This is a genomic window from Anatilimnocola aquadivae, from assembly GCF_049819085.1.
In the GTDB taxonomy this organism is placed as follows: domain Bacteria; phylum Planctomycetota; class Planctomycetia; order Pirellulales; family Pirellulaceae; genus Anatilimnocola.
This window is the reverse complement of the sequence record NZ_CP187419.1, coordinates 7,649,897-7,672,046: the sequence shown is the minus strand read 5'-3', so window position 1 is coordinate 7,672,046 and position 22,150 is coordinate 7,649,897. Positions and strand designations below refer to the sequence as shown.

Sequence of the window (22,150 nt, the reverse complement as noted above, 5' to 3'; positions counted from 1 at the left end):
CCGTGACTGAACCTTCCGTGTTCATCTACTTGCCCGAGAGCGAAAGGATTCGCCCGGGCTGCTGACGCTTGAGCGGCTTGTCGGCCGCGAGCCCGACCAGGTCGTAGTCTTGCGTGGCAACAATCTCGACCGGGACGATGTCGCCCGCCTTCAACTTGATGCGATCGCCGGTGACGAACACCAGACCATCGACATCCGGTGCATCGGCCTGGCTGCGACCGATCCACACGTTCTTCTCGCCTTCCACAGGCTGGTCGAGAATCACGGGAATGATCTTGCCGATTTGAGCCTGATTCCAGGCGAAAGCGTGCTCTTGCTGCACTTCCATCAAGCGGGCCTGACGCGATTCCTTGATCTCTTCACTGAGGTGATTCGGCAGGTTCGCGGCCGGGGTATCGGGCTCCAGCGAGTAAGTGAACACGCCCATCCGCTCGAACCGCCACTTCCGGGCAAAGGCCAGCAGTTCTTCGAAATCTTCGTCCGTTTCGCCAGGAAAACCGGTGATGAAGGTTGTGCGCAGATTAAGGTTCGGAATGCGGCTGCGAAGCTTTTCAAGCAGCGCTTCGGTATCGGGACGCGTGACGCGGCGAGCCATGCGGCGCAGCATGGGATCGCTGGCATGTTGCAGTGGAATATCGATGTAGGGAATGATCCGCTGGCTATTGGCAAGCACGTCGATCAGTTCGTCGGTGATGTACATCGGGTAGAAGTACATCAGGCGGATCCAGTCGATTCCCTGCACTTCGTCGAGCTTGCGCAGGAGTTCGGCGAGTCGCGGTTCGCCGTAGATGTCCATGCCATAGTAGGTGGTATCTTGCGCGACGATGATCAACTCGCGCACGCCGTCGGCAGCCAGTTGCTCGGCTTCAGCAATTACATCCTCCATCACCTTGCTGGCGTGCTTTCCACGCATTTTGGGGATCGCGCAGAAGGTACACAGCCGGTCGCAACCTTCGCTGATCTTTAAAAAGGCGAAATGCTTGGGCGTGATTCGGAGGCGGTCTTTATCGGAGAGAGCACGAATGGGAGCGGGTTGAAAAACAGTCCGCTGTTCTTCGAGATTGCCAACCAGACGATCGGCCACTTTGGTAATCGCCTCGCGGCCAAACACGCCGACGAGATAGTCGATCTCGGGCCGTTCGGTGAGCAGGTCTTCCTTCTGACGTTCGGCCAGGCAGCCGGTAACGATGACGCCCTTGGTCTTGCCCGCTTTCTTCAGTTCGAGCATCTCGTCGATGGAAGAGAACGATTCGGTCCGGGCTCGCTCGATGAAGCCGCAGGTGTTCACGACAACGAAATCGGTCCCCTCGGGATCGCTGACGAGGTCGTAGCCATCAATCTTCAGCAGACCAAGCATTCGTTCGCTATCGACGAGGTTCTTCGGGCAACCCAAGCTGACGAAGGCGTAGCTCCCCTTCGAGTCGGTGGGGGTTGGCTGGACTTGATTCTTCGGCTTCATGACAGAGTCTCGACGGAACGGCGGTCGCAACCAGCGGGACGCAGGGCGAATCCTTCAGTCTATGGGCGAAGTTCTCGCGGCGGGAGGGCTAAAATCGGGGCGATTTCTTGCGGGTGGCAGCAATCGCAGGGTGGGGTGAGATTTTGATCTTGACGGCAATTTCTGCATATCGAATGATAAACAGGCGGGCGGACCGGTCCGTCCGCATTGTTGAACGCCGCTCAAGACGTGTGCATGATGAACGTAACTCAATCTCCGCCAATCGTTTCTGGCGAAGAGACTCGCCTCGACGAAGCCCATTCGCGTCGCTCCGACGAGATTCTTTCGGCGGCGGTCGAGCTGTTCGCCAAACAAGGCTTTGCCGCGACCGAAGTGCAGCAAATTGCCGATCGGGCCGGCGTCGGTAAAGGGACCGTGTACCGGCACTTTATCAACAAAGAGAAGCTCTTCCTGGCTGCTGCCGACCTGGGTCTGCGGCAATTGAAAGACGCCGTCAACAACATTGCCGATGTCGAGGCAGTTCCTCTCGACCGCCTGCGAGCCGGCGTGGTCGCCTTTTTGAAGTTCTTCCGCGAGCATCCGGAATTCGTCGAACTGATGATTCAGGAGCGGGCTCACTTTCGTGATCGCGAGTCCCCGACGTTCTTCGGTCGCAAAGATGACGAGATGACTTGCCGCTGGCGCGAAGACTTCTCTAGCTTGATTGAGCGGCGCGTACTGCGGCCGTTGCCGGTCGAACACTTGATGGACTTTATCGAGCAGTCGCTGTTCGGCGCTGTGCTCGTTCATTTTCTCGGTAAGCGAGATCCCGCGACCGCTGCCGATGGCAACCGCGTCGCCGATCTCATCCTGCAGGGCATCGCTCTGCCTCAAGAATAAATTCCTGCCCTCATCTGAGTAACTGTTATGCAACTGAATACTCGTTCACTCTTTCTGTGCGGTGCCATGGCCAGTGCCTCGCTCCTGGCGGTCACATTTGCCGGCTGTGGACATCACCAACCCACACCGACACCTACCGCTGCCGATGCTCCGGCCAAGCCGGTCGTAGTAACCGTCGCGGCACTGGAAACGCGACCGGTCCAACGGCGCATCTTGGTCGTAGGCACGCTGCACGGCCTCGAACGCGTGCAGATCAGCGCGAAAGTTCCTGGCAGGCTCGAGAACGTCCGCGTCGATGTCGGCGACCGAGTGAAGCCCGGCGATCTGCTGGTCGAGATCGACCGCACCGACTTTCAACTGGCTGCCGACGAAGCACAGCGGTCGCTCGAAAAAGAACTCGCCAAGCTAGGCCTCACGGAAGTCCCCAGCGGCAGTTTCAACGAGGAGAAACTGCCGAGCATGATCCGCGCTCGCTTGTTGGTCGAGAATGCTCGCCGCCGTTACGAGCGGGTGCGCACCTTGCTGCAAAAGAATGCCGGTACCAACGAAGAATTTGAACGAGCAGAGACCGACTTGCGTGTGGAAGAATCGACTCTGTTGCAAACGCAACTCGATATTCGCTCGACGCTCGCCGCGGTTCGTTATTCTCAATCGGTCCTCGGCACCGCGCAACGCCAACTGGCCGAAACTCGCATCGCGGCTCCGCCGAGCGACTTTCCTTCGCTTAAAGACTTGCAGCAGCAGGGCATCGGCTACGTCGTTGCCAAACGCATGGCCACCGCCGGCGAATTGGCCACCGCCAACTCTTCGCCGCTGCTGGAACTGGTGATCGACGACGCTCTCAAGCTGAAGGCTACCGTCCCGGAACGCTACGCCAGCGAATTGCAGGTTGGTCAGGGCGTGGAAGTGCGCGTCGAAGCTTATCCCAACGATGTCTTCCAGGCTCGTATTGCCCGCATCAGTCCCACAATCGACTCGGAGAGCCGCACGTTCGAAATCGAAGCCACCGTTCCCAACGCCGATCATCGCTTGCAGCATGGCTGCTTTGCCAAGGGTGCCATCGTCACGCGCACTGCCGACCAGGCAATCATGGCTCCGACCGAATCTGTCATCACCTTTGCCGGTGTCACCAAGATCTTTGTGCAGGACGGAGACATTGTCCGCGAAGTTCCCGTGTCGCTCGGTGTGCGCGGCGAGGGTTGGGTTGAAGTGATCGGCGATTTGCCAGCTCAGGCCGTGGCGATCACCAGTGGCCATACGCAGCTCGCCAATGGCTCGCGAATCAGTGTTCGCCAACCCATTGCGACGACGCCGCAAGTATTGCCCGCTTCGCACAACGTCGAGATCGACGAATTGACTCCTGAAACCGAATCAGCCGCCACCGTCGACCAGGCTCGCAATGCTTCGAACAGTTCTGGCCCTCGTTAGTCGCAGCGTAGGCTGCACGCTCCATGCGGTGCGAACTACTCGCCATCGGATAGACAGAATATGAACGTCTGGGAACTTTGCATCCGTCGCCCGATCTTCACCTGCATGCTGGTGCTGGCACCAGTCGTGATGGGTGCCGCAGCCTATCCCCGTCTCGGCGTCGACTTGTTTCCGAACGTCGACATTCCGACCGTCGTAATCACCACGACGCTCAAGGGAGCCGGCGTTGAAGAAATGGAATCGAGCGTCACGAAAGAGCTCGAAGAGGCCGTCAATACCATCAGCGGCATCGACGAACTCAAGTCGACGACCAAAGAAGGCTTCTCGCAGATCGTCATTGCCTTCAAGCTCGATAAAAACGGCGACGTCGCCGCGCAGGAAGTGCGCGACAAGGTTTCGACCATCATCAACCGCCTGCCCGCCGGCACCGAAACACCGCTGGTCGACAAGTTTGCCGTCGATGCCGCGCCGGTCATGACCATCGCGGTTAGTGGCAAGCGCGATGTGCGCGAAGTAACCGAACTGGCGAAGAAGCAAATCAAAGAGAATCTCGAAACCATCTACGGCGTCGGTGCCGTCACGCTCGTCGGTGGACGTCAGCGGGCGATCAACATCATTCTCGATGTCGACCAACTCGCTGCGTATCGCTTGTCGGCCGAAGATATTCGCGGCGCACTGTTGCGGCAGAATCTCGAAGTGCCTGGTGGCCGCGTCGATCAAGGCTCGCAAGAACTCGTGCTGCGCACGATGGGGCGCATCGAGAAAGTCGCCGACTTCGAAAATCTGATCGTCGCCGACCGCAACGACTACCCGGTTCGTTTGAAAGACATTGGCCGGGTCGAAGACTCCTACGAGGAGCCTCGCGGACTCAGCAGACTCGATGGCAACTCGGCCGTCAGTCTCGTCGTGCAAAAGCAGTCAGGCCAAAACACAGTGGCCGTCGTGCACCGCGTGAAAGAACAGCTGAAGGAGATTCGCTCGTCGCTCCCCGCCGATATCAACTACGCGATCATCCGCGACCAATCGCGGTTCATCGAGAGCAGCATCGAAGAAGTGAAGTTTCACTTGGTGCTGGCCGCGGTCCTCGTGAGCATGACTATTCTCCTCTTCATTCGCGACTGGCGCACGACGATCATCGCCACGATTGCCATTCCCGCTTCGATGTTGCCCACGTTCGCCTTCATGATGGCCATGGGCTACACGCTCAATAACATCACGATGCTGGGTCTGATTCTGGCCATTGGTATCGTGATCGACGATGCCGTCGTGGTGCACGAAAACATCTTCCGGCACATGGAAGAGTACGGCCGCTCCGCGATGGAAGCTTCCCGCTCGGCAACGTCCGAAATCGCGACCGCCGTCGTAGCCACGACGATCTCGCTGCTGGTGATCTTTGTGCCGGTGGCGTTCATGCAAGGTCAGGTGGGCCGCTTCTTCAACAGCTTCGGCTTTGTGGTTGGCTTCTCGATTCTGATGAGCATGTTTGTCTCGTTCACCCTCACCCCGATGCTCTGCTCGCGATTTCTGGTCCTGGAGAAAGGTGGCCATAAGACGAGCAAGAATGGCTGGACAACTCGCCTCATCGAAGGCTCGTATCGTTGGATTCTCGCCTGGTCGCTACGCCATCGCTGGGTGATTGTGGTCACTTCGGTTCTCGTTCTGCTTTCTACGCCGACGATTGCGGGCATGGTTGGTTTCGACTTCGTCCCCGTCGACGATCAGGGCGAATTCGAAGTCACCATGACCTTGCCCGAAGGCTACTCGCTGCAGCGGGCCGACAAGCTGATGAAGGAAATGGAAACCGACCTGAAGACGCTGCCCGATGTGCGGCACATCTTCACCATCGTCGGCGACACCACCGGTCGCGTCGGCAAAGGCCAAGGCGACGTCACGCAGGCCAGCATCTATGTGCGCTTGCCCGACGTTGGTCAGCGGCCGTACTCGCAATTCGACATCATGCGTCAAGCTCGTGAAATGATGACTCGCTATCCCGATATTCGCACCGCCGTGCAAGACGTCGGTGCCATCTCGGCCAGCGGCTTCAAGCAGGTGGACGTCGATCTCAATATTCGTGGTCCGGAACTGGATGAACTGCGCAAGGTCTCCGAAAAAGTCGCGGCCTGGATGAAGACTCGCGGCAGTTACGTGGATGTCGATACCAGCCTGTCGCTGCGCAAGCCAGAACTGCGGGTGAAGATCGACCGCGAACGTGCTTCCGATTTGGGTGTGCCGATCGAGACCGTCGCTTCAACCTTGAACCTGCTCGTCGGTGGCGAACTCGTGGGCAAGTACAAGGAACAGGCCGATCAATACGACGTGTGGGTGCGGGCCGATCGCAGCTTTCGCGATGCGCCAGAAACCATCGACGCGCTGATGGTCCCCTCGCCCAAAGCGGGCCTGGTAAAGCTTTCGAATCTCGCGGAACTCGAAATGGCTCAAGGGCCCACTTCAATCGAACGTCACAGCCGTCAGCGGCAAGTGGTGGTGGTTGCAAACCTCGAAGGGATGGCCCTCGGTCCAGCTGTCGACGAGATTGACGCTTACATGAAGACCCTGAAGTTGCCCGCTGGTTACCACTATGAGTTTCTCGGCCAGGCCAAGATGATGAAGGAGTCGAATGGCGGCTTTCTTATCGCCTTCGGCCTTAGCTTTTTGTTCATGTACATGGTGCTTGCGGCACAGTTCGAAAGCTTCGTGCATCCGATCACGATTCTGCTCGCTCTGCCGCTGACGCTACCGTTCGCGTTCCTCTCGCTCTACCTGCTGCGAACGCCGCTCGATATTTACGCGATGTTCGGGCTCTTCATGCTCTTCGGCATTGTGAAGAAGAACGGCATTCTGCAGATCGACTATACGAATGTGCTGCGAGGCCAAGGGGTCGAGCGCGACAAGGCGATTCTCGATGCCAACCAGACTCGTCTGCGCCCGATCCTGATGACCACGCTCATGCTGGTCGCTGCGATGGTTCCTGTCGCGATGGGGCAAGGTCCCGGCGCCGGTTCGCGAGCCAGCATGGCCAAGGTCATCATCGGCGGCCAGGCACTCTCGTTGCTGCTGACCTTGCTCCTCACGCCAGTGGCTTACTCACTCTGGGACGATTTCACGATCTTCTTCAACCGCCGCATCCTTCGCCGGCCAATTACGCGTGAAGATGCAACCGGCGGCGTAGTCCCTTCACCAGCTTCGCTCACTGAAACAACCGTCATCAGCACGGCTGCGGTGGGCACTGCGACCGTCCTGGCTACTCCCGTGATTCACACGGGTCAGGGGCTGGGGGTTGGGAGCTAGGAACTGGGGAGGAAAGAGGATCGAGGTTCGGAAATCAGGCCAAGTATCCCGCGAACTGTCCGACGGCGACAAAATCACGTTGCAGCTGATCGCAGGCGGCGCGAGCGGCGTCAGCAGATACCAGCGAGCCGAGTTTGCGCTGCACCAGGATCGGCAAAGTGCCCGTGGGTACCATCAGAGAATCTGTCACTTCAGCAACCATTGCACTCGCCCACGCAGCGGGAGGAACGACTGCGGAGTCCTCAGCCTTCATCGGCTGCGACAGGATCACATTCGGCGCGACCTGAGCCAGCGACTTCGCCGCGGAATCTGCCCCGTGAATCACGGCCATCATTACCGCGGGCCAGCGGGCCAGCTGATGCAACGCGCTGGCCGCATCCTGCTGGGTCGCATCGATGTGCACGATCAAATAGACACCACGGCGCGAAGCTTCGACGAGCAAGTCGAGCGGCGGCGACGAGCAAACACCAACCAGCAATTGCTCGCGCAGTTGCGTGATGTCGTTCCCCGCGAGTGAAGCCAGCGAGACACCGCGCGGAATCCACGCTTTGCCTTCACGCACGAATCGCTGATCTCGCGCCCCGATGCCCCTCAGGCCGATCATCCTCTGCTCGCGGGCGAGGACTTCGCTGCCGCGACGAAGTTCCACATGCACGTCGTACAACTGCGGCAGGTCACTCGTCCAATAGCACGGATCGGTGATCGTGGTGCGGGCCAGCAACGTCGGCCCAGTGCCCAGGTCTTGCAAAGTGAATTTCGCCGGCAACGTATGAGCCAACTCGCAGCGGGGGCCATGCACATAGCCGTGCAGTGTGCAATCGGCTAGTTCGGCTGGCCGAGCCGCCCGCACAAAGACTTGCCCGCGATTGACGGTCAGTTCGCCGTGAAAGACATCGGGATCAAATTGCAGTTCACTCATCGGTGGTCTCCGCGGCGGCAATGGCCTCTTTGGCGGCTTGCAAGGCTTCGTTCAGGTAGCGCCCGGTATGCGAGCCGGCGTGTTCGGCCACTTGCTCGGGCGTTCCCTGCACCACCACTTCGCCACCCTCGTCGGCCGCGCCGGGACCGAGGTCGATGATGTGGTCGGCCGAGCGCATCAGCTGCAGGTTGTGCTCGACGACAATTAGCGAGTGACCAATGGCCAGCAGCGCATCGAAGCAATCGAGCAGTTGCACAATATCGGTAAAGTGCAGGCCCGTCGTGGGCTCATCGAGTAAGAACAGCGTGCGGCTGCGCGAGGCTTCGGAGAGATGCGCGGCAAGTTTCAGCCGTTGCGATTCACCAGCCGAGAGCGTATTCGCGGGCTGACCGAGCCGTAGGTAATCGAGGCCGACGTCGATCAGTTGTTTCAGCTTGCCTTGCACCTTCGCCTGGCCACGGAAGAACGAAAACGCTTCCCGCACAGTCATGTCGAGCACATCGGCGATGTTGCGGCCGCGATAGGTGACGGCGAGAATTTCGCGGCGGTAACGCGTGCCCTGGCAGGTCGTACACTTCATGAATACATCGGCCAGAAACTGCATCTCGACTTGAACGTACCCTTCCCCCTGACAGGCTTCGCAACGGCCGCCGTCGACATTAAAGCTGAAGTGCCCCGCGGTGTAGTTGTGCGTGCGAGCTTCGACCGTCTCGGCAAAGACCTTGCGAATCTCGTCGAACGCCTTGATGTACGTGACGGGGTTCGAGCGCGGCGAACGGCCAATGGGACTCTGATCGACCAGAACCACGTCGTCGATTTGGCTGTCGCCAGTCACGTCGTCATAAGGGAGCGGCTTGTCGCAGTCCTTCTGCTTGCGGCGGCAGATCGCGCCGTAGAGCGTATCCTGCACGAGTGTACTTTTTCCGGCACCACTCACGCCGGTCACCAGACACAACATGCCGAGCGGAAAATCGACGGTGAGGTTCTTCAGGTTGTTACCCCGCGCGCCGATCAAGCGGATCGAGCCGCGATTCATCGGGCGACGCTGCGCGGGAATGGAAACGCCGCGACGTCCGGCCAGGTAATCGCCGGTCACGCTCCCCTTGGCGGTGAGCAGTGCCGGCAATTCTCCCTGAAACGTAATCTTGCCGCCGAGTTCTCCCGCGCCGGGACCGATCTCGACGATCCAATCGGCGGCGCGAATCATGGCCTCTTCGTGCTCGACCACGACGACGGTGTTGCCCCGTCGTTGCAAGGCGCGAATCGATTGCACCAGCGGTTCGACATCGCGCGGATGCAAGCCGACCGAAGGTTCGTCGAGCACGTAAAGCATATTGACGAGGCTGGAGCCCAGCGCCGACGTAAGTGCGACGCGCTGAGACTCGCCGCTGCTGAGCGTGCGTAAGGTGCGATCGAGCGCGAGGTAGCCGAGACCGACCTTCACCAGAAACTGCAAACGGCCGCGAACTTGCTCCAGCATCGTGCGGCTGACTTGCTGATCGCGCGCGGTCAGAGGCAACTGCTGAAAAAACCGCTCAGCAGCATCGAGCCGCAGGGCACAGATTTCGGCCAGGTTCAGCCCGTTGATCTTCCAGGCCAGTGCATAGGCATTGAGCCTCGCGCCATGACACGTCGGGCATTCACGGGCCGTACGCCAACGATTGAGATACACTCGCAGATGCATCTTGTATTTGCGTTTCTCCAGCCACGCAAAGAAACCCTTCAGCCCGCCAAAGTTCCGCTCGGGAATGCCTTCGCGAATCAGTTCCACGTGTTTCGGCAGCAGCTCACCAAACGGCACATCGACGGGAATCTGATAGGCACTGGCGAGCGCCAATAATTCCTGCAACTCGTGCTCATAGGCGGGCGTATTCCACGGCGCGATGGCCCCTTGGCGAATTGATTTTTTGGGATCGGGAATGATCAGATCAAAATCGAGATCGACGAGATTGCCAAAGCCTTCGCAGGTGGGGCAAGCACCGAGCGGGCTGTTGTAACTGAAGTGTCGCGGTTCAGGCTGCGGATAGGTGAGCTGGCAACGCGGGCAGCGTAGTTCCGAAACGAAACTGAATACCCGCCAAGGCTGGCCATCGAGAGGCTGCTCGTCAGTACTACGCGTGATGGACGTGGTATCACCAGACGGCTGCCACCAGACTTCCGCGGCACCTTGGCCTTGCTTGAAAGCCGTTTCGAGCGAATCGACGACGCGCCGCGAGGCCGACTGGCCGACGACCAACCGGTCGATGATCACGCGAAGCGAAGTGATCGCAGCGGGCCAACTCGCCGGCTGATCGAGTTGGATCATTTGCCCGTCGACAATGACGCGGGCGAAGCCTCGTTCACGAAGTTCGATCAGCTGTTGCTGCGGGCTGGCTGCCGCTTGCTCCGGCGAGCGCACCACCGGGGCAACCACCAGCAGTTTGATGCCAGCGGGCAACTCGCCCACGACGGCTGCGGCCTCTTGAGGCGATTCGCGCTCGATGGGTTGGCCGCAACCTGGACAGAAGAGTTTGGCGACGCGAGCCATGAGGAGACGGAGGTAGTCTACCGTTTCGGTCACGCTGCCGATCGTCGTGCGGTTCGACTTGCTCCCTTCATTGCGGGTGACGGCGATGGCGGCCGGGATGCCGTCGATCCGTTCGGCGGCGGGCTTCTCCAACCGTTCGAGGAACTGCCGCGTGTAAGTCGAAAAGCTCTCGATGAACCGCCGTTGCCCTTCGGCATAGAGCGTATCGAGAGCCAGGCTGGTCTTGCCGCTGCCGCTGGCACCGCAAAAGACAATCAGCTTGCCGCGCGGCAGATCGAGGTCGACGTGCTTCAGATTGTGCACATCGACGCCACGTAATTCGATCAGCCCGCGTTCCAACACACTCCCCTTCGCCCTAGTTACCTCGTTGCTGCCCGTCGCATCCCGTAGTTTATCGGGCGCTGTGCGGCGGCGTCAGGGGCGGGAAGTCGGAGGCCGGGAGTCGGGATTCGGGATTCGGGAGTCGGAAGTCGGAGGTCGGAAGTGGTGCATTCAGTACATAGGTAACAGATTTGGTTCAGGACATAGGTGGCGCGGGTAGGGGTTAGGGTTCCACTGTTTGTTTTCTGCCCCCTCGTTCAAAAGCCGCCTCGGTCGTCAGATGCTTGTTGCGTACCGGACTAACGAAGCCATCCGCGACAGCAGCCGGTGACTTGGTTTCGGTAGCCATCTCTTGCAACCTTAAAAGTCAATTTGAACGCGCCAAAAATTCAAAGATCCCCGAGTTCCTGGTCTGGTCCCTGGTCGGCAAGGTTTTGGGAATTGAGATCAAAGCTCGTGGGGCGTTTGGCGGCCCATTTCTGCCAACTGCCGAACTCCGGCGCAATCACGTTGGCCACGTCCTGGCCGTCGCGGCACAAAATGGGTTCGTGCTCACTCGTGATACCCTCAGCAATTTCTGTCATGTCGGACGCGTGGGCAACCATGGGAAGAACCGGAGTATCGACTGCCAGTGCCACCAGGTGCCCGGCGTGGCAAAGTTGAAAGATCAGGTCAAACAAAGAGCCCGTGACGCCGCGAAACTCAAACGAAAAATCTCCAGCAAACTCATTCTCTAAACCTCCTGAGTAACAATCCAATGACAAGCCATCGGGCAGATTCACATAAACCGGATCACCAAATTCGGTGATTCCGAAATTTTGAAAGACTTGCCGTACAGGTTCCGTGGCAAAGTCCGTAGGTTCGCCATTCCGAAAATGAAGAAAACAGACTTGATAGGCCATCGCGCGATTCCGAGTGACAGTGAGGCATTCAAGCGCCGGGAAGTGCTTGGGGGTAATTGCGGTAGCGATGGTTCTTCGCACGAACCTACAAACTACAAACTTCCCCGCCCTACAAGCTCCGCAGAAAATGCATCAGGTCCTTCACCTCTGCCTCGCTGTAGGCGGACTTGGCAGGATGCTGGTGCTTGAGAAAAACGTCTTCGAGCGTGGCGGCTGTGTTGTCGTGAAAGTAGGGTCCGCGATGGCTGAGGCCGCGGAGGCTGGGCGGGTTGAAGAGCTTGTTGCCTTGCTTGTCGGACAGGCCTACGTCGTATGCTTTGGGCGTGGTGAAATTCGGCGGGGCATGACAGCGGGCGCAGTCGTGGTTGTCAAAGACCTGCTTGCCGCGGGCGATGGCAGCCGGGTCGGAAGTGCCGCGCAGCACATCGAGCGGCGGGGGAAGCTCGAGCGTGTTCACATAAGCCGAGAGAGCCTTCACGTCGTCATCGGGAATTGCATCTTCGCGCTGCATGGTGTTTTCGAGCGAGTTGCGAATCTGCGTGAACAGATCGTCGGCCTTCGCATTCCAAGCATAAGGCGCGGTGTCTTTTTGCGAGAGAAGCGACAGAACTCGCTTCGGGGCACCAAACGACTTGTCGCTGAAGTTGTCGTTCATGTTGCCGTTGGCGTGCCCTTCGGCATGACAGCTGTGGCAACTCATCCAGCGGTCGTGAGCCAGCCGCGAATCGTGAAACAGCACTTCTCCCTTTTGGGCCAGGTTCAACTCGGGCGTCGGCCCCAGCGAGATTCGTTCGGTCACTTCTTGCAGGGCAAAATCGACTCGCACCAATTGATCGGCATACTGATCGACAACGATCGCCGTCTTGCTATCGGGGGCGATCTTGAGCGCCACCGGTCGCTGGCCGACTTCGATCCGCGCGAGTGAAAAGTCTTCTTCCTTGCCGACGGCAATTTGCCCCGCGCCGGACATGGTTACGGCGACCGTTCCATCGGCGGCGACATCCAGGCCCGCGGGATCACCGCCCCCTTGGCCCGCTTCGCCCAGCGGATGCATGTGCGAGCCGAAGTAGGTTTCTTTGCCGCCAGCGAGGACCGAATCGATCTTGAGCCAGCGGAGGTCGTTCGACATCAGCAGGCCCCAGTGAACGTCGTTGCGAATGGTGTGGGCTAGCTCGTTGAGCATTTGATGCGACACCAGCAGCATCTGGCCATTCGGGCTGATGCCCAGACCACGAATGTTGTGGCCGGGGAACTGGCGAATCACTTCGACCTTGTGCTCGTGCGGGTCAATCACCGCCAGCTTGCCGCCGAAAGAATCGGCGACGATCAGTTTTTTGTGCTCGGGGAGCATGATCAATTTGCGTGGTGCAAAGGGCAAGTCGAGCACCTTGGTGACTTTGGCGGGCTCCTTCTTCTCTGCTCGCCTTAGATCCATAAACGTCACTCGGCGCGACCAGAGCGAAGTGACTGCTGCTTGCTGACCGTCGTTCCAAAGTGTGACGCCGACCGGATAATGACTAACCGGCAATCGCTGGACGACTTCAATCTTGTCGCCAATCGCCTGGATCACCAACAACTGATGAGCCTGCTCGTCGGTGGCGAGAAACAGGTCGCTCCCCGCGACGGGGACAAAGTCCGAGAGTTGTTTGCCGATGGCCGTTTCGCTCTGCAACTTGCCCGCAGCTGTCAGCACCGAGATGCTACCGCTGTCGCGATTGGCCACGTAGAGCCATTCCCCTTTGGCATCGAACGACAGCGCAATCGGCCGGCGCAACTGTGTGGCCAGTTTCGTCGCTGGTTCGGCAGCAGTGGCAACCACCATGCTGTTCATGCCTACGAACAGCAGGCAAAGCGAACTCCAGCGGCGCAGAACGGACGATGCAACTAAAATCATTGCGCACAGACCTTACAGGCGGGAACGAAGCGTTTTTTGTGCTGCGGGAGGAGCCTTCAGTCTGGCACAGCGACCCGCGGGTCACAAGTCAGAAACTACCGTAGTAATTACCGTAGTCCTCTCGCTCCGCCGAGAGGAAACTGCCGCTAGTCGTCGTCATTCCGATCAGCCGAGTTGGCTCTGGCGAGGCGTTTTCGGTCGCAGGTAGAATGGAGGTCGTGGACAATCGAGAGCAGCGGTTCCTTCTGAGCGAAGATGATCAAAAAGCACTTCTCGATGAGTTGTGCATCGGGCTCGGATTCTGCTCACTTGGCGATCACTGCCTGCAACAACTTCGCAAGACACCCCTTACGGTCGACGAATTCACCGCTGCCGTCATCGAAGGGGAAGGGGGCGGAGAGCATTCGAGAAAAGCAATCCGCCAGCTTGTTGCCAGTTATTACGACGCGGCGACCAATCACGGTCTCTGGTGGCTGAAGTTTCCCGAGAACTCCCCCGACGATCCAAGTCGAACATAATCGATGACCCGCCGCGCTCCACTTATCTTTGCCATTGTGCTGCTGCTTCTGCCGATGCTGTACGTGGGAAGTTATCTGCTGTTGGTGCGGGCAGTGAAGCGGGGCGATGCCGCGTACTCCTTTGACTGCCCCGAACCGCTGCGAACCGTTTACGCTCCGCTGTACCCCGTCGACATCCAACTTCGCCCCGATGCCTGGTGGATCCACGAAAGCCCGCTGCCACCGGCGGGCGCGGGGAAGTGGGAATCGTACCCACCACTGCCGTGAGTTGATTGAATGGCTCCAGGGTTCGGCAAACTCGTGGCCAGGATGGTCCGTCAAGTTCGCCTACAAGGCGACTGACAATGCTAAGTGTTCGCTCGGGATATCGTAAAAATGTCTTGACTTAATGTCAATGATGTTTTTAAATAATATGGTGCTGCGATGGTGCGGGGAGCGAGACGGCCTCGCGCGGGCGAGGCTGCTGCGCGGAGAGTGTCCGCGCAGTTGGCTGCCGGGGAACTTGCCGGCAGTAAGGCGAAATTTCGCGCACCAGGCACGGCGACCTAACGTGGGACCAGCGACTGACTCTCCCTGTTCAGGGCCTGTTCAGGTAGGTGTATGAACAGGGCGGCGAATGGTTATCAAACGGTTATCACGAAAACGGGGTTTGGTGAGAGATTATGAGCGCAAGCGATTTGCAGAGAACGGTTTGTGGAGACGGTCCGGGCGCGATTTTTCGCGCAAAAAGTTATCAGAAATGGTTATCAGCTGCGGGGAATTGGGGCTGTTCAGGGCTGTTCACAACGGGTTGAGGGGTGGGGCGGCGGAGCGATTTGTCGCTCGTGCGGTTGCCTTGCCGGCGCTTGCGCGGAACGCAAGTTCGCGGCGTGGCCCGCACCGATGGTGGGCCTCGTTGCGGAAGGATCGAGAGGCGTGGCTGAGATGTTAGGAGCGACGTCGACTCAGCCTACTCGCAGGGACGTTCGAGGGGTGATCGGCCAGGTTTTGAAGGCAGGGCGCGGTGACCGGTGGTGGGAACAGATCGCCCCCCTGTTCAGGGCCTGTTCAGGCTGCGGAGTGAACAGGGGGGCGAATGGTTATCAAACGGTTATCAAGAAAATGGGGTTTGGTGGGTAATCATGGACGCAACAGATTTGACCAGAACAGCTTATGGCGAATCGCTAAATGCGATTTTTCGCGCAAAAAGTTATCAAAATCTGGTTGTCGGCAGCAGGGAATCGGGACTGTTCAAAACAGGTTCGCGATTCCAGGAGGTGGGCGGGTTGCTCGACGTAAGTTGCGGCAGTCCTTTCGAGGGGCGTTCACAAACCGGGGCAGTTTGCGACCGGCAAGTGCCATAACTCTCGGGTGCGGCGCGTGTCGGCGTTTACCAACCTGGGGGTTTGGGTGCACGGATTTTCAAACCGGGGGAAGGGATTCGGGAGTTGCGCTCGGTGCAGCACGCGGAACGCGACGAGCGCGGTAGTGCAAAAGCCAACGAACCACCGCCGCAGGGGCGGTGGCGTGGGAGAGAGAAGGGACTGCTCGACGAGCGGATCTCGACGAGCGCATCAAGGGGCGCGGTAGTGCACAAGCCAATGAACCACCGCCGCAGGGGCGGTGGCGTGAGAGAGCGAGAGAGAAGAGAGAGGGGACGGCTAGTGGGAGTGCGTCGACGTGGGGGCTTGGGAGGTTGTTTCGGCAAAGCGGTCGGGGTAGTGCGCGTGGTTGGTTCCCATCACGCGGTCCCAGAAGTTGAAGTAGAGGCCGAAGTTGGCGCGGTTGGTTTCGTGATGCTGAGCGTGGTGGGTCGTGGTGTTGAAGAGATAGCCGAGGGGCGAGCGGACGAACCAGCGAGGGTAGAGTTCGTAGCCGCAATGGCCCAGCACGTTGAAGCCGATCTGCCAGATCATGAACGTGGAGAAAGCCAGCGGGTGGATGGGGAGCGTGAAGATCACCAGCGGGGCAATTCCCGCCTGCACGAACGCTTCCCAGGTGCTGAACGAGTAAGCGGCCCACGGCGAGGGGTTCGTCGAGTAGTGGTGCGTGCCATGCATCCGCTTGAAGAGCCGCGGATGATGCATCAGCCGATGGGTCCAGTAAAAGTACGTGTCGTGAATGAGGATGGTGAGCGCGATGCTGAGAAAGAAATACGCCCAGCCAAACTTCTCGATCCGGAAGTACATGGGGGTCCACTTCGACATGACCGAGAACGTCATGAAGCCGCCGACCAGCCCATACACGGCCAGGCTACGGAGCGAGCAGAGTAGTTCCCAGCCAAGCTGCGTGCGTGTCGTGGGCTTGTTGCTGATCTTGCGGCCCGCGAGCCAGCGATGGAGCAACAGGTGCAACGTAACCCAGGCAAACCCGGCCATACCTGCGTACCAGAACGCCCGCTCGATCGACGCCGCGGGTATCGCGAGCAAGGCAATCCAGAGTCGTTCGGTGAGGGTGGCCATGAGTCGGGAGTCGGAGTTCGGAGTTCGGAGTTCGGAGGTCGGAGTTCGGAGGTCGGAGGTGAAAGGCAGCAGCGCAGGTAGCTAGTCTGCCGTTTCAAGGTAACGCTTCGATTGCGAGGAAGCTACAGGAAGAGCCGAGTCATTAGTTCTGGCTCACTGACTTCTGACCTCCGACTTCCGATCTCCAGCGACTGGCTAGTGCAAAAGCCAACAAGCCCCCGCCGCAGGGGCGGGGGCGAAGGGAAGTGCAATGCAGGCAGTGAGGAGAAGATGAGGGAGAGGGCTTACTTGGTCTTGGCAAACTTGAAGATGCCCTGGCCGGTGGTGCTGGTGCCCATCAGGTAGAGTTCGCCGCTTTCGTCTTCGCCGAACGACATCACGGCGATGGGTGCCTTGGCCAGTTCGTGGTTGGCCGTGACGCGTCCCTTGGCTTCGTCGTACTTGAGCGCCCAGGTCTTGCCGGAGACGTAGTCGGAGTAGAGGTACAGGCCGTCGAGAGCCGGGACTTCCTTGCCGCGATAGACGTTGCCGCCGGTGATGGAGCGGCCGATATCGTGGTGGTATTCCCAGATTGGCTCGATCATTTCCTTGTTGACGTTGACACCCTTGGTGCCGAACGGATGCAACGCTTCGCGTTGGCTCCAGCCAAAGTTCTCGCCCTTTTTGACGATGACGATTTCTTCGAACAGGTTCTGACCGACTTCGCCGGCCCAGAGTTCGCCCGTCTTGCGATCGAACGCGAAACGCCAGATGTTGCGGAAGCCGAGGGCATAGATTTCGGGCTTGGCACCGTCTTGCTTCACGAACGGATTGTCGCTGGGGATGCCGTAGGGCTTGCCGGTTGCAGGCTTGTCGACATCGATCCGCAGGATCTTGCCGAGATGGGTCGACATCTTCTGGCCGTTCTCGTGCGGGTCGCCACCGTTGCCGCCGTCGCCGTGGGTGATGTAGAGGTAGCCATCTTTGCCGAAGGCGATGGTGCCACCATCGTGATTCCAGAAGGGCTTTTCGATGCGGATGAGTTCGACTTCGGAAGCGGGGTCACCCTTGGTCTTGTCGCCGGCCTTGGTCTTGAACTTCGAGATGACGTTGGCCATGGGTTCCTTGGCCTTCACGTCGGTGTAGAAGACAAAGAACTCGCCGTTCTCTTTGAACTTGGGGTGGAAGGCGAGCCCGAGGAAGCCTTCTTCGTTTTGCTTGTCGAGGTAACGGACCTTGTCGCGGAAGTCCATGAAGATGGTGGCTTCGGTTGGCTTCTTCGGGTCGATGACATAGATCAGACCTCGTTGCTCGCCGACCACAATGCGGCCCGAGCCATCGCCGAAGTGCGTGAGCAGGATCGGGCGAAACGGAACGGGCTTGCCACTTTCGCTGCCGTCGTCCCAGCCTTCCCACTTGATGCCCGGGAATGCGGGAACCATATCGACGGCCAACGGCGATTCATCGACTTCCCAACCAGGAATGGCGGTCGAGAGCGTGGTGAGGGTGCCCGACTTCATGTCGGGAATGAGCAGCTGTTTGCCATCGGCCGAAACGCAGCTGTCGGCGGCGGACTTGAGCCCTTCGCCGATGAGGATGGGCTTTTGACCGGGACGTGGAATGGCGAACGACTTGCCGGTCATCCAGGAAGTGACGAACAAGCGGCCGAAGTTATCCCAAGCGAGGCCATCGGCTCCTTCCATTCCTTCGGCGATCTTCTCGGCCGACTTGTCGCTGATGCGGACGCGGTGAAGTTCGCCCTTGGCCATATCGGCCACGATGAAATGGTTGGCACCATCGAAGGTAACACCGTTCGGCTTGGTCAAACCGGGGATGTTCTCGGTGCTGGCGATGAGGTCGACCTTGTTCAGGCGAATGTCGTAGCGGAACACAGCGCCGCCCTTGCCATCGGCACCGGAATCGGTGATGAGGACGATGCCGTTGCCGGCATCGATGGCGATGTCGTTCAAAAAGATCGGCGCGACGGGAAACTTGTCGGTGGCAATGGCAACCGACTTCTTACCACTCTTGTCGATCTGGATGACCTTGTTCTTATCGGTGAGCCAGAGGGTATCTTTGCCGAAGCAGATGCCCTTAGGATCATCGAGGCCGTCGACATAGGTCGTGGCTTTGCCGTTCTCGACCACGCTGACCTTGCCATCGCCGGCTTTGTCGCGTTCGCCGATCTCGGTGACGTAGAGCTTGCCGCCCGGGCCGATACAGACCGATTCTGGATTCGTCAGACCCTCGACGATTGTCTTGGGCGTTTCGGCAGCGCTAGCGAGCGAAGCACAGCCAAGCAGCAGCCCGGCAGAGTACAACCAATGCGTTTTCATCATCATTCCTCGAATGTAGCGAGTGCGATTTGTGGCTGACCCTGGCGGCCAGCACAGACCGGAATCATCGAGTTCGCCGCGAGCAACCGCAAGTCCCCGACCCTTGCTTCAGAGCACCGAAGAGAGGGGGCTGGAACGGAATCATTGGCTTGTGGCGTGGCTGAAAACCGAATAAAACTGCCGGTTCCCTCATTGTTGTACCCAGGCTCGTTTTTCGAGACCCAGCCTTTCCCCGCGTGGAGTCGTTCGCACCCATGATTCAGCCGAATGTTGTGAAGAAGGATAGCATCAGCAAAGTTCTCGATCGGGCCTTGGATAAGGGTGAAGGGCTGCTCCGGCTCACGCCAACTTGGGTGCCGCGCAGCTTTTTGCATCCGGGACGCCGCATCAAGCTCCATCCGCAAGACTTGTACGCGTACGGCGCCAATCGCGGCGGCATCGACGAGCGCTGGTTTAGCAGCACGACCGAAGCAGCCAACGAAGGACGCGTTTGGCACGAAGGCTTGAGCTTTGCCAGTTTTGAAGGGAAGCAATTCCTGCTGCGAGATGCCGTGGAAGAAGCCGGCGCGCGGCTCATCGGCAAGACCATGTACAAGAAGTACAACCGCTGGCCGGTGTACAGCAAGTTCTTCGACAACATGGGCCCGATCCCGCATCACATGCACCAAAGTGCTGCGAATGCCAAGCTGGTCGGGCAAGAAGGAAAGCCCGAGAGCTACTACTTTCCGCCGCAGTACAACAATGTCGACAACAACTTCTGCTACACCTTTATGGGCCTGGAACCAGGTACCACGAAGGACGACCTGAAACGCTGCTTGCAAAACTGGGACAAGGGAGAAAACGGCATTCTCGATCTGTCTCGTGCTTACCGCCTGAAACGGGGCACGGGCTGGTTGATTCCGCCCGGCGTGCTGCACGCTCCCGGTTCGCTCTGCACCTACGAACCGCAATGGGGCAGCGACGTGTTCGGCATGTTCCAGAACATTGTCGAAGGTCGCTACGTGCCGTGGTCATTACTGGTGAAGGACATGCCGGTTGAAAAACACCAGGATCTCGACTTCATCATCGGCCAACTCGACTGGGAGAAGAACGTCGATACTCACTTCAAGGAAAGCAACTACCTGGAGCCGATCGTCGACAAAAAGTCGAGCGGTCCGGGCTACACCGATAAGTGGATCGTCTACGGACACGTCGACGGCGAACAACTCTTCAGTGCCAAGGAACTGACCATCGATCCCGGCGTAAAATGCACGCTCAAGGATCCCGCCTCCAGCGGCTGGATCACCGTGCAGGGCAAGGGTCGCATGGGCAAGCTGGCCCTGCAAACTCCCGCGATGATTCGCTTCGGCCAAGAAACCGAGGACGAAGTCTTCATCAGCCACGAAGCAGCCACGCGTGGTGTCGAAATCGAAAATACCGGCAGCGAACCGCTCGTCGGCCTCCGTTACTTCGGCCCCGATGTTCACAAGAAGGTGCCGATGATTGGGGACGCGAATAAGTAGCATGACAGGTGAGCGAATTTAGCTCGCCAGATCGAGATTGCCTCGTATGATCGTTCAAAAGCAAAAACCTGGGGCCTGCTTCATCCTGGAGGATGTCTCATGGCAGGCCTACGAAAAATTGCTAGAAGCGTTCGCAGATCGTCGCTTTCCTCACACCTACGTGAACGGCACGCTCGAGATTATGACGCTCTCGCACGAACACGAGGCAATCAAGAAGCTCATCGCGCGATTCGTGGAGAACATCTCAGTTGTTCTTCAGATTCGCATGTCGTCTGCCGGCTCCATTACACTCAAGGAAGAGTTGAAGGAACGGGGTCTTGAGCCCGATGAGTGCTACTACATTGCCAATGCGGCCCGTGTTCGTGGCATCAAGCGAATCACCCTCGAGAAGCATCCACCGCCAGATCTCGTGATCGAAGTGGATATCACCCGGAAGAGCCTCAATCGCTTTGAAGCCTACGCCCAACTCGGTGTTCCAGAGATTTGGCGCTACGAGCGGGGCAACCTGTACTTCTTCGAACGCGTTTCGGAATCTGAGTACAAGGCAATCGCGCGTAGCTTGGCGTTTCCCATGATTGCGCGCTCGTCGCTGCAGCGGTTTCTCAAACAGCACGGCAAGCGAGACGAGTTCGACATCATTAACGACTACATTACCTGGCTGCAAACCATCTAAGCCTGATTCACCGCATACTCCTAAGGAAAACTCTCCATGCCTAATACCTATCCCAAACTTCACAATGCCATGTGGCCTGGTCTCGTGGGCAAAGAGCCCGGGACCGATCATCCGCCGATTAGTCTCGATCGCATGCTGGAACTGACTGCAGCGGCTGAAGTGAACGGGCAGAAGTTCGAGGGGGTCGATCTCTTTTTGTTTCACCCCCACACCGATCCCGACGCCAGCGAAGCTGACCTGCACCAGATGGCCGACAAGATCGCCAGCTATGGGCTGAACGTCGGGTCGTTGGTCGCGCCGGTTTGGCCGGGCACCGTGGGTGGCTCCGCGATGGGCAACGAAGCAGACCGCGATAACTTCGTGCTGGCCGTGCAAAAGGCTTGCCGTATTGCAAAGATCCTGAAAGAACATGGCGTCCGTAAGTACGGCGTGATTCGCATCGACTCGGCCGATTCGCCATCCAACTGGCTGAACGATCCGATTGGCAACACGAAGAAGATCGCCCAAACCTTTAAGGAAGCAGCCAAGATCGCCAAGGATCACGGCGAGCGGCTCGCTATGGAAGGGGAGATCTGCTGGGCCGGCATGCACTCGTGGCAAGCAGCCCTGAAGCTGCTCGAAGAAGTAAACATGCCGGGTACTGTTGGCTTCCAAGCTGACCAGGCACACACCTATCTGTATTTGCTGGGTTACAACGCTCCCGAAGCAGCCCTGCTGCAGCCTGGCTATGATGAGACGCAGTTCCTTACGGCCTACACCAAGATGACCGACGCGCTGCGTCCGTGGACGATCGATTTCCATGTCGCCCAGAACGATGGTAGCGTGCATGGTACGGGCTCGCACGATAAGACCGGCCGCCACTGTCCAGCGGACGATCCGAACGGCAAGATCGACATCGTGAAGACCGCTGGCTTTTGGCTGAAGGGAGCTCAAGAACGCGGCATTCAGCACATCTGCTGGGATGGCTGCATGTTCCCGAACGCAATGCTCGAAGATCCGCAAACCTGGAATAAAATCCTCGCCAAGATGATCGCCGTCCGCGATGCTCATGGGTGGAACGCTTAGTAGCAGAATCAAGATGGGG

15 protein-coding genes are annotated in these 22,150 nt (G+C 58.7%); 8 read left to right on the top strand and 7 right to left on the bottom strand.

Features of this window, described 5'->3' with window-relative positions:
* Positions 1–25: 25 nt before the first annotated feature.
* A complete protein-coding gene (gene rimO, locus NA78x_RS30375) occupies positions 26–1,459 on the bottom strand; it encodes a 30S ribosomal protein S12 methylthiotransferase RimO (RefSeq protein WP_425616137.1) in 1,434 nt (477 codons plus the stop codon).
* Positions 1,460–1,693: 234 nt separating this feature from the next.
* Between rimO and NA78x_RS30370 the strand changes: the two genes are divergently transcribed.
* The 3 genes from NA78x_RS30370 to NA78x_RS30360 are packed head-to-tail and all read left to right on the top strand — an operon-like array spanning position 1,694 to position 7,054.
* Complete coding sequence (locus tag NA78x_RS30370) at positions 1,694–2,338, top strand: TetR/AcrR family transcriptional regulator (RefSeq protein WP_425616136.1); 645 nt, start codon at positions 1,694–1,696, stop codon at positions 2,336–2,338.
* Positions 2,339–2,365: 27 nt separating this feature from the next.
* On the top strand, positions 2,366–3,766 hold the full coding sequence (locus NA78x_RS30365) for an efflux RND transporter periplasmic adaptor subunit (RefSeq protein ID WP_425616135.1): 1,401 nt from the start codon (positions 2,366–2,368) through the stop codon (positions 3,764–3,766).
* A gap of 60 nt (positions 3,767–3,826) precedes the next feature.
* The gene (locus NA78x_RS30360; protein ID WP_425616134.1) at positions 3,827–7,054 is read left to right on the top strand and encodes an efflux RND transporter permease subunit; all 3,228 of its coding nucleotides are present in this window, start codon (positions 3,827–3,829) and stop codon (positions 7,052–7,054) included.
* Between the two features lie 34 nt (positions 7,055–7,088).
* Here the strand turns inward: NA78x_RS30360 and NA78x_RS30355 are convergent, their stop codons facing one another.
* From NA78x_RS30355 to NA78x_RS30340, 4 genes are all read right to left on the bottom strand, one after another.
* Positions 7,089–7,973 (bottom strand): hypothetical protein, encoded by an 885-nt coding sequence (locus NA78x_RS30355; RefSeq protein ID WP_425616133.1) that lies wholly within the window; start codon positions 7,971–7,973, stop codon positions 7,089–7,091.
* A complete protein-coding gene (gene uvrA, locus NA78x_RS30350) occupies positions 7,966–10,842 on the bottom strand; it encodes an excinuclease ABC subunit UvrA (RefSeq protein WP_425616132.1) in 2,877 nt (958 codons plus the stop codon). The genes NA78x_RS30355 and uvrA overlap by 8 nt, the downstream gene beginning before the upstream one ends.
* A 368-nt stretch (positions 10,843–11,210) precedes the next feature.
* Positions 11,211–11,723: a hypothetical protein gene (locus NA78x_RS30345; protein WP_425616131.1), complete on the bottom strand. Its 513-nt coding sequence runs from the start codon at positions 11,721–11,723 to the stop codon at positions 11,211–11,213.
* Positions 11,724–11,832: 109 nt separating this feature from the next.
* Complete coding sequence (locus NA78x_RS30340) at positions 11,833–13,617, bottom strand: cytochrome c peroxidase (protein WP_425616130.1); 1,785 nt, start codon at positions 13,615–13,617, stop codon at positions 11,833–11,835.
* A 218-nt stretch (positions 13,618–13,835) separates the two neighbouring features.
* Between NA78x_RS30340 and NA78x_RS30335 the strand changes: the two genes are divergently transcribed.
* Together NA78x_RS30335 and NA78x_RS30330 are read left to right on the top strand one after the other, a co-directional pair.
* Positions 13,836–14,135, top strand: coding sequence for a hypothetical protein (locus NA78x_RS30335; protein WP_425616129.1), 300 nt, complete (start codon positions 13,836–13,838; stop codon positions 14,133–14,135).
* A gap of 3 nt (positions 14,136–14,138) precedes the next feature.
* Complete coding sequence (locus NA78x_RS30330) at positions 14,139–14,402, top strand: hypothetical protein (RefSeq protein ID WP_425616128.1); 264 nt, start codon at positions 14,139–14,141, stop codon at positions 14,400–14,402.
* A 1,373-nt stretch (positions 14,403–15,775) separates the two neighbouring features.
* Here NA78x_RS30330 and NA78x_RS30325 read toward each other — a convergent pair.
* Positions 15,776–16,576 carry a sterol desaturase family protein gene (locus tag NA78x_RS30325; protein WP_425616127.1) on the bottom strand — a complete coding sequence of 267 codons (801 nt, stop codon included), beginning with the start codon at positions 16,574–16,576 and terminating at the stop codon, positions 15,776–15,778.
* A gap of 284 nt (positions 16,577–16,860) precedes the next feature.
* Positions 16,861–18,891, bottom strand: a complete 2,031-nt coding sequence (locus tag NA78x_RS30320; protein ID WP_425616126.1) for a PQQ-dependent sugar dehydrogenase — start codon at positions 18,889–18,891, stop codon at positions 16,861–16,863.
* 254 nt (positions 18,892–19,145) lie between these two features.
* On the opposite strand from NA78x_RS30320, the gene NA78x_RS30315 reads away from it, so the two are divergent.
* From NA78x_RS30315 to NA78x_RS30305, 3 genes are read left to right on the top strand one after another with little or no spacing between them, the layout of a single operon-like run.
* Positions 19,146–20,393: a hypothetical protein gene (locus tag NA78x_RS30315; protein WP_425616125.1), complete on the top strand. Its 1,248-nt coding sequence runs from the start codon at positions 19,146–19,148 to the stop codon at positions 20,391–20,393.
* A gap of 46 nt (positions 20,394–20,439) precedes the next feature.
* Positions 20,440–21,066 (top strand): Uma2 family endonuclease, encoded by a 627-nt coding sequence (locus NA78x_RS30310; protein ID WP_425616124.1) that lies wholly within the window; start codon positions 20,440–20,442, stop codon positions 21,064–21,066.
* 36 nt (positions 21,067–21,102) lie between these two features.
* A complete protein-coding gene (locus NA78x_RS30305) occupies positions 21,103–22,131 on the top strand; it encodes a sugar phosphate isomerase/epimerase family protein (RefSeq protein ID WP_425616123.1) in 1,029 nt (342 codons plus the stop codon).
* The last annotated feature ends 19 nt before the right edge of the window (positions 22,132–22,150 follow it).